Here is a 13,737-nt window from a genome sequence, read left to right as displayed (position 1 = left end):
GTCGCAACCGGGGCTTGTGGCCCCGGTGTTAGTTCGTTTACCGTCCCAACTAAAGATACCCCGAGACGGAGCGAGACAGTGAACTCTTTCGATAGACGGCGTTTTCTCGGGCTGGCCGGTCTCGGCGCCCTGTCCCTGACCGGCGGCGGTCTGCTGTCCGCGTGCGGCGACGCAAAGACGTCCAGCGGCCCGGGCACGACCAGCCAGGACCAACTGCGGAAACTGCTTCCCGCGTACGTGCCGAACGAGCTCGTCAAGGCCGACATCCCGAGCGTGCAGGGCGCGAACGGGTTCTTCAGCAGCCCGGCCTTCCTCAAGTACCCGGACAACCCCCTGACGACGTCGAACGGCGTGCCGGGCAAGGGCGGCTCGTACACGACGATGACACCGTTGTGGGGCGCTATCCCGTCCGCCGGCGGCAACGCGTACTACGCGGCGGTCAACAAGGCGCTCGGCGCGACCCTGAAGCTGCAGCCGGCCGACGGCAACAACTACGACAAGGTCCTGCCCACCCTGTTCGCCGGGGACAAGCTGCCCGACTGGGTGCAGATCCCGAGCTGGAACATGGGCAACCTGGGCTTCGCGGACGCCGTGGGCAAGTTCGCCGACCTCGGCCCCTACCTGTCCGGCGACGCGATCAAGGCGTACCCGAATCTCGCGGCCATCCCGACCAGCGCCTGGCAGTGCTGCATCTGGAACGGCAAGCTGTACGGCCTGCCCGTCTACTACAGCGGCGCCACGATCGCGGGCACGCTCTTCCACCGCAAGGACATCCTGGCCGCCGAGGGCATCAACCCCGACGACATCAAGACCCCGGACGACCTGGCCGCGCTGGGCAAACAGCTCACCGGCGCCTCGGCCGGCCGGTGGGCGTTCGACGACGTCTTCGACTCCATGGGGCAGATCTTCAAGTTCCCGGTCGACCCCAACCGCTGGGTCATCGACGACAGCGGCAAGATCATTCACCGGTACGAGACCCCGGGCATCATCGAGGCCCTGAACTGGTACCAGGCGCAGGCCAAGGCGGGCCACGTGCACCCGGACGCGCTGGCCGACAAGACCCAGGAGGCCAAGCAGCGCTTCTGGAGCGGCAAGGTCGCGATCACCGGGGACGGGCCGGGCGCGTGGAAGGGCGACGACGCCAAGAGCGGCAAGGCGGCCAACCCCTCGTACGAGCGGCAGGCCTTCAAACTGCTGTCGACCGACGGCAAGCCGCAGATCTGGATGAACCCCAGCGCCGGCATGTACAGCTTCCTCAACGCCAAGCTCAGCGGCGACCAGATCAAGGAGTGCCTGGCCATCGCGAACTACCTGGCATCCCCGTACGGGTCGAAAGAGTATTTGACCGTCAACTTCGGGGTCGAGGGCACCGATTACACGATGGTCGACGGCAACCCGGTGCTCACCGAGCGGGGCAGCAAAGAGGTCGCGACCACCTACCAGTTCCTGGTCACGCCGCTCACCCCGACGACCGTGATCGCCGGGCAGACCCAGGTGGCCAAGGACTACGCCGCGTGGGAGGCCGACATGGTCAAGTACGCGGCCAAGCCCGCCTTCTACGGCATGAACGTCACCGAGCCGGCCCAGTACGCCACCATCAACCAGCCGATGGTCGACCTGGTCAAGGACATCCGGTTCGGGCGTAAACCGGTCTCGGCGTTCCAGGAGGGACTCAAGAGCTGGCGGGCCCAGGGCGGCGACCAGCTCCGCGCGTTCTACGAGGACATCCGCAGCAAGTACGGCACGGGCCAGTGACCGCTCTGCACGAGGCGCCCGCGGCTCTCCGCGCGCCCGAGGAGAAGCCGGTCAAGAAGAGCCGGTTCCGCCGCGACCGCAGCCTGCTGATCATGGTGATCCCGGCGGTCGTGCTGCTGATCGTCTTCAACTACGTGCCCATGTTCGGCACGGCCACGGCGTTCCAGCGGTACAGCATCTACGCCGGGTTCTGGCACAGCCCGTGGACCGGGCTGGAGACGTTCCGGCAGCTGTTCGCGGACCCGCTGTTCTGGAGCGCGCTGGGCAACACGCTCATGCTCAGCCTGGTGCAGCTGGTGTTCTACTTCCCGGTGCCGATCGCGCTGGCCATGCTGCTCCACTCGATCATGAGCAGCAAGATCCGGACGATCGTGCAGTCGGTCGTGTACCTGCCGCACTTCTTCTCCTGGGTCCTGGCCGTGACGATCTTCCAGCAGATGCTGGGCGGGGCCGGCGCGCTCAACCAGTTCCTGCGGTCGAACGGGCTGGCCACCTGGGACATCATGACCAACCCGGACACGTTCAAGCTGCTCGTCACCTCCCAGGTGATCTGGAAGGAGGCGGGCTGGGGCATCATCGTGTTCCTGGCCGCGCTGGCCGCCATCGACACCCAGCTGTACGAGGCGGCCGCCGCCGACGGGGCCGGCCGCTGGCGGCGCATGTGGCACATCACGCTGCCCGGCATCCGCGGGGTCATCGTGCTCATGCTGGTGCTCCGCCTGGGCAACGTGCTCACCGTCGGGTTCGAGCAGATGCTCATCCAGCGCGGCGCTGTCGGGCGTGACGCCGCCGAGGTGCTCGACACGTACGCCTATTTCTACGGCGTCGTGAACGCGAACTTCAGCCTGGGCGCCGCCGCGTCGCTGTTCAAGGGCGTCCTGTCGCTGCTCTTCCTGCTGGCCGCCAACAAGATCGCGCACCTGTTGGGTGAGGACGGACTGTACCGCCAATGACTGTCGCTGTTCCTGTCAGAGATCCCCGCCGCCCGAGCTGGGAGGAACCGCCCACCGCCGCAGGCCAGGCCGGCAAGGGCGTCGTGCTGTTCATCGTGCTGGCCGTCGTGCTGATCCCGTTGTGGATGGTGGTGCTGACCAGCCTGTCCACGCAGAGCGCGGTCAACCAGGCCGGCGGGATGGTGCTCGTGCCCGACGGCATCACGTTCGCCGCGTACAAGCAGATCTTCACCAACCAGCTCGTCATGCATTCGCTGCTGGTGAGCCTCGGCATCACGATCGTCGGGACGCTGATCTCGATGGTGGTGACGATCCTGTGCGCGTACGGGCTGTCGCGGCACGGCTCGTACGCCCACCGCCCGATCCTGCTCGTGCTGGTCGTCACCATGTTCTTCAGCGGTGGCCTGATCCCGACGTTCCTGGTGGTCTCGGCGCTGGGCGGCTACGACAGCTACTGGTCGATGATCCTGCCGACGGCCGTGAGCGTGTTCAACATCCTGGTCGTACGGGCGTTCTTCTCGGCCACGTCGCAGGAGCTGATCGACGCGGCCGCCATCGACGGGGCGGGGGACTGGCGTACGTTGTGGTCGGTCGTGCTGCCGACCTCGCGCGCCGTCACCGCCGTGGTCGCGCTCTTCTACGCCGTCGGGTACTGGAACACGTTCTTCAACGCGCTGCTGTTCCTGCCCGACAACCAGAAGTGGCCGCTGCAGATGGTCATCTACACCTACACCCTGCAGGGCAACGCGATGCCCGGCAGCGGCCAGAACACCACCGGCCAGTACTTCGGCACCCAGGAGATCACCCCGCTGGCGATCCAGATGGCCGTGGTGACCCTGACGCTCATCCCGATCCTGATCGTCTATCCGTTCGTGCAACGCCACTTCACCAAGGGCGTTCTGCTCGGGGCGATCAAGGGATGATCCGGTTCGGCGGCGACTACAACCCCGAGCAGTGGCCCCCGCACGTGTGGCGGGAGGACGTCGCGCTGATGCGGTCGGCCGGGATCAGCCTCGTGACCGTCGGCGTGTTCTCGTGGTCACGGTTGCAGCCGGCCGAGGACAGGTTCGACTTCGCCTGGCTCGACGAGGTGCTCGACCTGTTGCACGGCAACGGGATCGGCGTATGCCTGGCCACCCCCACCGCGTCGCCGCCGCCCTGGTTCACCCGGGCGCATCCCGGTGCGATGCCGGTGACCGCCGACGGGGTCCGGCTCACCCACGGCTCCCGCGACACGTACTGCGTCAACGCGCCCGAATACCAGGAGGCGTCGAACCGGATCGCGAACGAATTGGCCGCACGGTACGGGCAGCATCCGGCCCTGCGGTTGTGGCACGTGCACAACGAGTACGGCACGACGTGCTACTGCGACCATTGCGCGCCGGCCTTCCGGCGGTGGCTTTCCCACACGTACGGGGAAATCGGGCTTGTCAATGAGGTGTGGTGCACGGATTTCTGGTCACAGCGGTACGGCTGTTTCGACGAAGTGCTGCCGCCGCGCGCCACCCAGTACCTGAGCAACCCCGCACACGTGCTGGACTACCGCCGTTTCTCCTCGGACGCGATGCTCACCCACTACCTGGCCCAGCGCGACATCCTGCGCCCGTACGGGGTGCCGGTGACGACCAATTTCGTGCTCGGCGGATGGGTGCCGGTCGACCATGCCCGGTGGGCGCGCGAGGTCGACGTGGTGGCCGTCGACGACTACCCGGAATCGGTCGAAGGCCATCTCGCGGCGCGCGCTTTCGTGGCCGACCTGGCCCGAGGCTGGGCCGGTGGGCAGCCGTGGATGCTCATGGAACACGCGCCCGCAGCTGTGCGGCAGGCGGACGGCGTGACGCGCGCCCTGCCGGCGGGGGAGGCACGGGCGGCCGCGGAAACGTATGTCGCGGGCGGAGCCTCGGCAGTCATGTACTTCCAATGGCGGGCCGGCCGCGGGGGCGCCGAACAATGGCATCCGGCGATGGTTCCGCTGCTTTCCGAGCTCGCGCCGATCGGGCGGTCGCTTGCCACCCGTACGCCGGTGCGGGTCGAATCCACCCGGGCGCTGATCTACGACGAGCAGTCGATGTGGGCGTGGCAGTCCCCGCATTTGCCGACGCCGTTCGTGGATTACACAGCCATCACGCGGCGGTGGCATCACGCCATGGGCCCGCCCGTCGACGTCCTGCCGATCGGGGCGCCGCTGGAGGGGTATTCGCTTGTGGTGGCGCCTGCTCTGCACATGGTTCCCGCCGCACTGCACAAACGGCTGCGCTCGTACGTCGCCGACGGCGGAACCCTGGTCCTGACGTTCGGAAGCGGCCTCACCGACGAGCATTCCAGGACGACACCGGGCGCTTTCGACGACCTCTGCGGCATCCGGGTGGCACGGCACCGCCCCGGCGAGTGCGGTGTTCGCGGCGTTCGGGACGGCCGATCTGGTGAGTGCGGTGTTTGCGGCGTTCGGGACGGCCGATCTGGTGAGTGCGGTGTTCGCGGGGTGCGGGACGACCGATCCGGTGAGTGCGGTGTCGGCGGCGTGCGCGACGACCACCCGAGCGAGCGCGGCGTGGGGGCCAAGCAGCATCGGCCGGGCGAATACGGCGTATGGCTCGACGAGATCGACCCGCAGGACGCCACTGTCGTGCTGCACTCCTCCGAGGGCCGCCCGCTCGTCACCGAACACCGCTACGGCCGCGGACTGGTCCGCTACGTCGCCGCCGACCTGCCCGACCCCACCCCTTGGGCAAGATCGTGACGTATACGACTCCTACCCCCAACCCGCCCACCTGGGGGAACCCCCACCCTAAACACCACGCGCCGGTGCGGGGCCGAGTTTTCCACATGGATGGTGGGCGCGTTTTCGGTTGTCCACAGGCGGGCGTTCGGTGGTTGCCGGGGGCAGGTCAGCGCCTTATCGTTCGGGGCCTCCAGAAGCCGGGCCGGGTCCGCGCCGTCGGGGGAGAGGAGTGCGCTCAACCGAGATGTTGACCGATGACTGCACGATCCTGCGATACCGCGCGCCGGCCGTGGAGTGGACCGACGCGCTGCCGCTCGGCAACGGGCGGTTGGGCGCGATGTGCTTCGGCGGGGTGGGCGAGGACAGGTTCCAGCTCAACGAGAACACCTGCTGGAGCGGCACGCCCGAGACCGCGTACGGGAGCCGCCCTGTCACCGATGGACCGGAGCGGCTGGCCGCAGCGAGGGCGGCCCTCGCAAGTGGGGACGTGCGGGCCGCGGAGGAGGCCGTGCGCGGGCTGCAGGGTGGCAACAGTCAGGCCTTTCAGCCCCTCGCCGACCTGTGGATCACACAGCCGGCAGGTGAGCCGCCGAGTGTCTATCAGCGGTCGCTCGACATGCGTTCGGCTGTCGTTTCGCACACCCACAGCGGGCCGTACGGGCGGGTCAGCCAGGAGGCGTGGATCGGGTCGCAGGCGCTGGTCATCCGCCGGCGCCTGTCGAGACCGGCCCGGCTGCGGATACGCCTGACCTCCCCGCACCCGACGGCGGCACTGGATCGGCCGTCCGCGTTCCCGGCCTCCCCGGACCCGACGGCGGCACTTGATCGGCCGTCCGTGTCCCCGGCCCCGCCGGACCCGACGGCGGCATTGGATCGGCCGTCCGTGTCCCCGGCCTCCCAGCATCCGACGGCGGCATTGGATCGGCCGTCCGCGTGCCCGGCCCCGCCGCACTCGACGGCGGCGGTCGACCGGCCGTCGACGGTGGCCGTCGACCAGCTGGTCATGACCGTGCGGATGCCGTCGGACGTCGGGGACGAGATCACGTACGGGCCGGGCTCGGTCACCGCGATGGCCGGGCTGCGGGTGCTCGGCGCCGCGCACGTCGAGTTCGACGGGGACGAGCTGGTCGTGGACGTGGACGACGAGGTGATCCTGGTGCTGGCCGCGGTCACCGACTACATCGATCCGCTCACGCCCCCGCAGGGCGAGATCGGGGAGCGTCTGCGGGAGCGGCTCGACGACGTGACGACGCTGTTGCGGCAGACGGGCGGGTACGCCACGCTGCGGGCGGCGCACGAGCGGGAGCATCTGCGGTTGTTCGCCCGGACCGGCGTACGGCTGGGACCGCCGGAGGCCGTCTCCCGGCTGGACACCACCGAACGCCTGAAAGCCCACGCAGCCGGGGAAAGCGACCCGGCCCTGGTTGCCCTGCAGTTCCAGTACGGCCGCTACCTGCTGATCTCGTCGTCGCGCCCGGGTGGGTTGCCCGCGGGGCTGCAGGGGCTCTGGAACGACTCGGTGCGCCCGCCGTGGAACGCCAACTACACGACCAACATCAACCTGGAGATGAACTACTGGCCGGCGCTGGTCACCAACCTGGCCGAATGCCATCTTCCCCTGCTCGACTGGCTTCGCCACGCCGCCGTACGGGGGCGGAAATGACCCGTTCCCGGTACGGCCTGCCGGGCTGGACGCTGCACCACAACTCCGACGCCTGGGGCTTCGCGCAGCCCGCCGGCGTGGGGGAGGACGAGGTGCGCTGGTCGTTCTGGCCCCTCGCGGCGGCCTGGCTGGTCCGGCACGCCTGGGAGCACCACGACTACACCGGTGACGACACCTATCTTCCGCTGCTGGACGGCGTGGCCGAGTTCTGCCTGGCCTGGCTGCGGGAGATGCCCGACGGGACGCTGGGCACCTCGCCCTCGACGTCGCCGGAGAACGAGTACGTCGCCCCGGACGGCCGGCCCACCGGCATCGGCGTGTCCGCAACCGCCGACCTGGCACTGATCCGAGCCCTGCTGGAAGCCGCAAGCGGCAACAACAGCGGGACCCGGCCGGCCGAGGGCCGCGACAACAGCGGGACCCTGCCCGCCGCGAGCCGCGACACCATTGGGACCCGGCCGGCCGCGGACCGCGACATCGTGGACGCCCTCAACCGTGTCCCACGGGAGCGGGTGGGCGCCGACGGACGCCTGGCCGAGTGGCCGGACGACGTGGCCGACGCCGAACCGGGGCACCGGCACACCTCGCACCTGGTCGGGCTCTTCCCCGGCCGTTCGATCGACCCGGACGACACCCCGGAGCTGGCCGAGGCCGCCCGCCGCACCCTGGACGCGCGGGGTCTCGAGTCCACCGGCTGGGCCCTCGCCTGGCGGATCGCCCTGCGGGCCCGGCTCCGGGACGCCGACGACGCCCTCGCCGCGATCCGGCGGTTCCTGCGCCCGGCGAACGACAGCGCGGGCGTCTACCGCAACCTGTTCTGCGCCCACCCGCCCTTCCAGATCGACGGGAACCTCGGGTTCACGGCGGGGGTGGCCGAGATGCTGCTCCAGTCCCACCGCGACGAGATTCACCTGTTGCCGTGCCTGCCCGCCGAGTGGGCGGAGGGCGCGTTCGCCGGGCTGCGGGCCCGCGGCGGCGTCACCGTCGACGCCACCTGGTCCGGCGGCGTGCCGGCCGAGGTGCGCCTGGTCAGCGACCGGGACGCGACGGTCACGGTGCGGTCCGGCTCGCACACCGTCCAGGCGAAGCTGCAAGCCGGCGTCCCGCACGTCGTGGAATGGCCGGGCCGAACGGCTTCCCGCCGGTGAGTTAGTCCGATCGGGGCGTCGGCGCGGCCGGGCGTACCGAACCGTCGCGGAGATCGTTCGCGGGCTCCGGAGCTGGATATCGTGCGCTCGTTCGGTCCCTTCCGATCCGAGGCAGACACGTGACACATGCAGAGCTTCCCGCCGTCGAGATCACTTTCGATTCGGCAGAGCCGCCCGAGATCGTCGAGCGGAACACCCGGGCCGTCAAACGCGATTTGCGTGCGGAGATGACCGCGTACGGGGGTCAGGTCGTCGCCGCTCCCCGCCCGGAACCGCGGCCGGTCGACGTCGCCACGATCGGCTCGGTCGTTGCCCGCATCCCGGCGTCACTGCCGGCCGCCACCGAACTGGTGCGTGTCCTGAGCACATGGGTCGCCGCCCGGGAACACCGCCGGGTGTCGCTCACCCTGCCCGGCGGCGCCACCCTCGAACTCGTGCACGGCAGCACCACACCCGAGTCCGCCCTGGTCGGCGTCCTCCTGGACGAACTCGGACACTAAAGAGGTAACGGCACCCAAGTTGGCCCGGATGTCCGTTATGCGTGGTTCATTGGTCTGGCAAACGTTGTGTCGAGAGGGGAAAGACCCATGAATCGCGTTACCCGTCTGCTCGCCATCGCCGGGCTCGGGCTGGGCACCGTGGCGGTCGCGGCCGCCCCGGCGTCGGCTGCGACCGGCTCCGCGCAGGGGGCCGCATCGAGCGCCTCGACGCAGACCCAGGCGTACTGGGACGACGACGAGGTCGTCGGCTACTTCCGGACGCGGTGGGCCTGCGAGCGGGTCGGCCGCATCGGCGAGATCCGTGACCGCTGGGACGACTACGACTGTGACCGGGTCCGGGTCGGCTGGGGCCGGGGCGCCTGGGTCCTGACCGTCGAGGACTGGAACGGCGGCTGGGACAACCACAACTGGTACGGCGGCTGGTACAACAGCTACCGCGGCGGCGACTTCCACGGCGCCTGGCACCGCTGGCGTCGCTGACCCACGAGCGCACCAGGGGGCCGCATCCGCGAGGGTGCGGCCCCGCCTCATTCCCAGGGCCCGGCCCGGCTCGCCGCCGGGCTCATTTGCGGGACCCGGTCAACTCTCACACCCCGGCGGAAGCGGTCGATAGGAAGGGGACGCCCACCGAGAGACGCTGAGGAACCCCCGCATGAAGGTACGCGGCCGCTACCGCCGGCTCGGCACAGCGCTGGTCCTGGCCATCGTGGTCGTCGGTTCTCTCGGCTCGTGGCTCGCGATGGCGCAGGTGCGGGAGGTGCAGCAGCGGCACGCGGCGCTGCTGATGGAGCACAACACCGACGCCATCGAGCGTGCCCTGGCCAACGAGGCCTCCCGGTACGCCGAGACCCTGTCGGACGTCAGCGCCGCGATCGCCGCGCAGACCACGTTCACCCACACCGACTTCGAGGTGATGACGTCGCGGCTCACCCGGGACCGGCTTCCCGGCGCGAGCGCCATCGGATTCGTCGTCGCCGCCGAGCCGGACGAGGCCGCCGGGGTGCAGCAGTACTGGCGTGAACGCGGCGCCGGCAACCTGCGCCTGCGGACCGCCGAGGGCGCCGGGGAGCACTACTACCTGATCTTCAGCCGGGCGCTGGACAACGTGGCCCCGGACGTCGGGCGGGATGTGAGCGCGGCCGAGGAACCGGCGGCGGCGCTGCGGCTGGCGCGGGCCCGCGGGTCTGTCGCCGCCAGCCACCCGTACGTGCTGCTCAAGGACCGCGATCTGCCCGCGGCGGAGCAGCAGCGAGCGTTCCTGCTGGCCGCCCCGGTCAGCAGGCAGATCGACCGGAACGGCGCCACCGAGTTCCTGGGCTGGATCACCCTGACGACGCGCGGCAGCGACTTCATCGAGGAGACCCTGCTCGCGTACGCCGGTGAGCTGGTCAAGGTGACGCTGAGCGCGGTCGACGGGTCCTCGGTCGCCGCCGTCGCCTCCACCACCCCGACCGGGGTCCTGCTGCGCGAGTCCCGTCTGCACCGCACCCGCACCGTCACAGTCGGCGAGCAGGACTGGCGGATCGACGTACAGCCCACCGACAGCCTGATCAGCGGCACCGAGCGCCGCCTGCCCGAGGCCGCCCTGGGCATCGGGCTGTTCGTCACGCTCCTGGCCGGCGGGCTGGCCGACTCGCGGCGGCGCGCGCTGCGGCAGGTCGACCAGGCCACCTCGGCCCTGCGCCACGACATCGAGCGGCGCAAGGAAGTCGAGGCCCGGCTGCGCGAGAGCGAGGACCAGCTGCGCCACCTGGCGCTGCACGACACCCTCACCGCCCTGGCCAACCGCGCGCTGTTCGACGAGCGCCTGGCGAACGGGCTGCGCGCCCAGCAGCGTACGAGGGAAGCTCTGGCCGTTTTCTTCGTCGACCTGGACGGCTTCAAGGCGGTCAACGACGGGCTCGGCCACAGCGCCGGCGATCAGCTGCTCGTCGAGGCGGCCCGGCGCCTGGAGGTGTGCGCCCGGTCCAGCGACATCGTGGCCCGGCTCGGCGGCGACGAGTTCGCGATCCTGGCCGAGGGGCTGACCGGCGACGGCGCCGAGGAGGCCGAGGCCATCGCCGGCCGGATCGTGCGCAGCCTGCAGACCCCGTTCGACATCGACGGCCAGCCGGTCACGGTCAGCTGCAGCGTCGGCGTCGCGATCCGGGAGCCCGGCAGTGACGCGTACGGCGCCGAGCAGCTCGTGCACACCGCGGACGAGGCCATGTACGCCGCGAAGACCTCCGGCAAGAACCGGTTCGTGATGAGCCGCCACGACGGCGCCCCGGCTCAGTGGACGTAGACCGGCCGTCCGGACCCGAGCAGCAGTCCCGTCCCGACCAGCCAGCTCACGGCCACGAACAGCACCGCGCGTTCGACCAGCGCGCCGAGGTCGCTGCGCCCCACGAACAGCATCAGCAGTCCCAGGACAGCGCCGAGCGGGACGAGCAGGGCCACCGCCACACCGGCCAGGCGGGTGATTCCCGTACGCAGGTCCGACAGCCACACCAGAGCCATCGCGCCCGCCAGCACGACCATGCCCACCACACTGGCGGCCGCGTGCACCACATCGGCCGGCGTGGTCGGCTCGTACGGCGGCAGCGGGCAGCGGTCGGTGCACGCCACCAGGCCCGACGTGGCCGCCAGCCCGGCCGCCACGAACAGCGCCACCGACGCCGCCCGCAGCGCCCGCAACGCCAGCCCGACCAGCGCGACACCGGCCGCGAGCAGCACCAGGCCGGCCCGGTACGGGATCGCGTACGGCTGCCCTGCCGTGCCCGCCTCGCTGACGTACCCGGCCCACCAGCTCCCGTCCGGCGCGACCAGCGCCACCAGCATGATCACGGCCCCGGCCGTCACCACCACGGCGCCGCCGGCCCCCGCAACCCTGCTCACCTCTCCATCATGATCGGTAAGGCCGGGTCGTGCCGCAGCCGGCCCTACGGCGAATCCTCGTACCGCTGCCGAGCTCATCCTGTTCACCGTCGAGATGAACACGCACTGTCTGATGGCCGCGCCGCGGGCCGTCGCCGTCGAGACGTTCGGGACCGAGCTGGTCAGCATGGCCACCCGCTACCTGCGCGGCGATCCGGTGTGACCGAATCCGGGGTCCATCCGGTCTTAGTGGGCAGAGGACCGAGCGACAGTGAGGATGACGACCAGTGGACGGGAACCTACGGGAACAGTTCGACCGGGCGGTCGGTGACGACCCCGGCGCCGATCCGGCGGTGCTGGCGCACGCGGCCATCACCGAGGGCGGTCGGGTGCGCCGGCGCCGCCGGATGACGGCCGCCGGGGGAGTGGCAGCGGGGCTGATCGCGGTGTTGAGCGTGGTGGCGTTGCGCCCCGGGGCCCCGGAACCGGCCGCTCCGCCGGTGACGATCGCGGCCGCGATGATGCCGCTCGCCGCCGCGAACTGCACGCCCGGCCGGGTGGTCAGCGGCGTGACGGAGGTGGCCATGTTCCTGGAGGACTCGGCGACCGGGCAGCAGCGTGCGGCGATCCGGTCCGCGCTCGACGGGGACAAACGGGTGAAGTCGTTCGATTTCGAGAACCGGCGGGAGGCGTACGAGCGCTTCAAGGCCCTGTGGAGTGACAGCCCCGACTTCGTCGCGTCCGTAGCCCCGAAGGATGTGCCGGAGTCGTTCCGGGTGAAGCTGGTCGACGACTCGGTCTCCACCCGTTTCGAGGCGCAGTACGCCGCCATGCCGGGTGTGGTCGACGTCGTCGGCCGGATCTGCCCGTCGCCCGAACCCCCCGGCGTGGTCAAGTGACCGTGACCGAGACAGCCTCCGTGACCGAGCCGGTGGCGCCGGCTCCCGCGGGCGGATGGCCGCTGGGCCGCCGGCGCAAGGCCGCCCGGGACGCCGAGTTCACCGCCTTCGTCGAGTCCGCCGCCACCCGCCTGCGCCGCAGCGCGTACCTGATGTGCCGGGACTGGCACCTCGCCCAGGACCTGACCCAGCAGACCTTCACCAAGATGTACGCCTCGTGGACGCGGCTGCGCAGCGGCACCAACCTCGACGGGTACAGCCGCCGGGTGCTCATGAACCTCGTGTTCGACCAGCAGAAACGGCGCAGCGGCTCGGAACTGGTGCTGGCCGAGCTGCCCGACCGGCCGGACGACGCCGGATCCCCGGAGCTGCGCCTCACCCTCGTCGACGCGCTGGCCCGGCTCAGCGTCGAGGACAGGGCCGTGCTGGTGTTGCGGCACGCCGAGGACCACAGCGTCGAGACGGTGGCGACGATCCTGGGTGTGTCCGTGTCGGTGGTCAAGATGCGCAACTCCCGCGCCCTGACCCGCCTGCGCGACCTGCTCGGCGACGACTTCCTCGACCGTTGAGGAGCCTGCCGCTCAGCCCGCGGCCTGCTGGTCCTCGACCCGGACGGCGGCCACCCCGGGCACCGTACGGGCGAGCACCGCCACGATCTTGCGTTCGTCGGCGTCGGTGAACGTGCCGGACACGGTGACCAGCCCGTCGCGGACGCCGACCACCCAGTCGCGCGAGCCGTCGGCGTACTCGTCGAGCCGGTGCTGCACCTCGCGGGTGAGCGTCTCGTCGCCGCGCACCATCGCCCGCAGGATGTCGCGGCGGCTGACGATGCCCACCAGCACACCGTTCTCCACCACGGGCATGCTGCGCACGTCGTACGCGAGCATGGTCTCGGCCACCTGGGCCAGGTCGGCGTCCGGGTGCGTCGTCACCGGCGAGCGCGACATGACATCGGCGACCGCCTCCGGCCGTACGGTGGGAAGGGCCTCCGGGAGCCGGCGCAGGCTCGCGGTCGGATCGGTGGGGACCCGCCGCCACAACAGGTCGCCCTCGCTGACGATGCCGACCAGGGCGCCCGCGTCGTCGAGCACGGGAAGCGCGGTCACGGCCCGCTCGGCCATCACCCGCGCCGCCAGCTCGACCGACGCCGCCGGCTCGACCGTGTGCACGGGGCTGCTCATGATGTCCTTGGCTCGCACCCTGCCAGCTTGACCGCAAAACCGGGCCCGCGGCAGGGGCGA

12 protein-coding genes and 1 pseudogene are annotated in these 13,737 nt (G+C 70.6%); 11 read left to right on the top strand and 2 right to left on the bottom strand.

Features of this window, described 5'->3' with window-relative positions; translation table 11 throughout:
* Window positions 1-78: 78 nt before the first annotated feature.
* The 9 genes and pseudogenes from C8E87_RS40080 to C8E87_RS40040 all read left to right on the top strand — a co-directional run bounded on the left by C8E87_RS40080 (window position 79) and on the right by C8E87_RS40040 (window position 11,025).
* On the top strand, window positions 79-1,755 hold the full coding sequence (locus C8E87_RS40080) for a type 2 periplasmic-binding domain-containing protein (RefSeq protein ID WP_133878558.1): 1,677 nt from the start codon (window positions 79-81) through the stop codon (window positions 1,753-1,755).
* Window positions 1,752-2,708 (top strand): ABC transporter permease, encoded by a 957-nt coding sequence (locus C8E87_RS40075; protein WP_239080046.1) that lies wholly within the window; start codon window positions 1,752-1,754, stop codon window positions 2,706-2,708. The genes C8E87_RS40080 and C8E87_RS40075 overlap by 4 nt, the downstream gene beginning before the upstream one ends.
* On the top strand, window positions 2,705-3,631 hold the full coding sequence (locus tag C8E87_RS40070) for a carbohydrate ABC transporter permease (protein WP_133878557.1): 927 nt from the start codon (window positions 2,705-2,707) through the stop codon (window positions 3,629-3,631). Before C8E87_RS40075 ends, C8E87_RS40070 begins: the two co-directional genes overlap by 4 nt.
* Window positions 3,628-5,448: a beta-galactosidase gene (locus C8E87_RS40065; protein WP_166661436.1), complete on the top strand. Its 1,821-nt coding sequence runs from the start codon at window positions 3,628-3,630 to the stop codon at window positions 5,446-5,448. The genes C8E87_RS40070 and C8E87_RS40065 overlap by 4 nt, the downstream gene beginning before the upstream one ends.
* A gap of 226 nt (window positions 5,449-5,674) precedes the next feature.
* A pseudogene (locus tag C8E87_RS47060) lies at window positions 5,675-7,917 on the top strand (glycosyl hydrolase family 95 catalytic domain-containing protein); the annotation flags it as partial.
* Between the two features lie 54 nt (window positions 7,918-7,971).
* Entirely contained in the window at window positions 7,972-8,241 is a 270-nt protein-coding gene (locus C8E87_RS47055; protein ID WP_438866675.1) for a glycoside hydrolase family 95-like protein, read from the top strand.
* Between the two features lie 119 nt (window positions 8,242-8,360).
* A complete protein-coding gene (locus C8E87_RS40050) occupies window positions 8,361-8,741 on the top strand; it encodes a hypothetical protein (RefSeq protein WP_133878554.1) in 381 nt (126 codons plus the stop codon).
* Between the two features lie 87 nt (window positions 8,742-8,828).
* Window positions 8,829-9,221, top strand: a complete 393-nt coding sequence (locus C8E87_RS40045; protein WP_133878553.1) for a hypothetical protein — start codon at window positions 8,829-8,831, stop codon at window positions 9,219-9,221.
* A gap of 172 nt (window positions 9,222-9,393) precedes the next feature.
* Window positions 9,394-11,025, top strand: coding sequence for a sensor domain-containing diguanylate cyclase (locus C8E87_RS40040; protein ID WP_133878552.1), 1,632 nt, complete (start codon window positions 9,394-9,396; stop codon window positions 11,023-11,025).
* Here the strand turns inward: C8E87_RS40040 and C8E87_RS44070 are convergent.
* Window positions 11,013-11,618 (bottom strand): DUF998 domain-containing protein, encoded by a 606-nt coding sequence (locus tag C8E87_RS44070; protein ID WP_166661435.1) that lies wholly within the window; start codon window positions 11,616-11,618, stop codon window positions 11,013-11,015. The two genes, C8E87_RS40040 and C8E87_RS44070, sit on opposite strands and share 13 nt — an antisense overlap.
* Before the next feature lie 266 nt (window positions 11,619-11,884).
* Here C8E87_RS44070 and C8E87_RS40030 point away from each other — a divergent pair, with 266 nt between their 5' ends.
* Together C8E87_RS40030 and C8E87_RS40025 are read left to right on the top strand one after the other, a co-directional pair.
* On the top strand, window positions 11,885-12,496 hold the full coding sequence (locus tag C8E87_RS40030; RefSeq protein ID WP_133878551.1) for a permease-like cell division protein FtsX: 612 nt from the start codon (window positions 11,885-11,887) through the stop codon (window positions 12,494-12,496).
* 2 nt (window positions 12,497-12,498) lie between these two features.
* On the top strand, window positions 12,499-13,065 hold the full coding sequence (locus C8E87_RS40025; RefSeq protein ID WP_133878550.1) for a SigE family RNA polymerase sigma factor: 567 nt from the start codon (window positions 12,499-12,501) through the stop codon (window positions 13,063-13,065).
* A gap of 12 nt (window positions 13,066-13,077) precedes the next feature.
* Here C8E87_RS40025 and C8E87_RS40020 read toward each other — a convergent pair whose 3' ends face one another.
* Window positions 13,078-13,695, bottom strand: a complete 618-nt coding sequence (locus C8E87_RS40020; RefSeq protein ID WP_133878549.1) for a CBS domain-containing protein — start codon at window positions 13,693-13,695, stop codon at window positions 13,078-13,080.
* Window positions 13,696-13,737: the final 42 nt, after the last annotated feature.

This window comes from Paractinoplanes brasiliensis (assembly GCF_004362215.1).
Taxonomy (GTDB): domain Bacteria; phylum Actinomycetota; class Actinomycetes; order Mycobacteriales; family Micromonosporaceae; genus Actinoplanes; species Actinoplanes brasiliensis.
The sequence above is the reverse complement of the archived record's forward strand: the minus strand, read 5'-3'. Positions and strand labels throughout refer to the sequence as shown.

Bases quoted from the DNA above. Each gene is read 5' to 3' on its own strand.
- C8E87_RS40065 (WP_166661436.1), top strand. From the start codon at position 3,628: ATGATCCGGTTCGGCGGCGACTACAACCCCGAGCAGTGGCCCCCGCAC.
- C8E87_RS40045 (WP_133878553.1), top strand. From the start codon at position 8,829: ATGAATCGCGTTACCCGTCTGCTCGCCATCGCCGGGCTCGGGCTGGGC.
- C8E87_RS40040 (WP_133878552.1), top strand. From the start codon at position 9,394: ATGAAGGTACGCGGCCGCTACCGCCGGCTCGGCACAGCGCTGGTCCTG.
- C8E87_RS40070 (WP_133878557.1), top strand. From the start codon at position 2,705: ATGACTGTCGCTGTTCCTGTCAGAGATCCCCGCCGCCCGAGCTGGGAG.
- C8E87_RS47055 (WP_438866675.1), top strand. From the start codon at position 7,972: ATGCTGCTCCAGTCCCACCGCGACGAGATTCACCTGTTGCCGTGCCTG.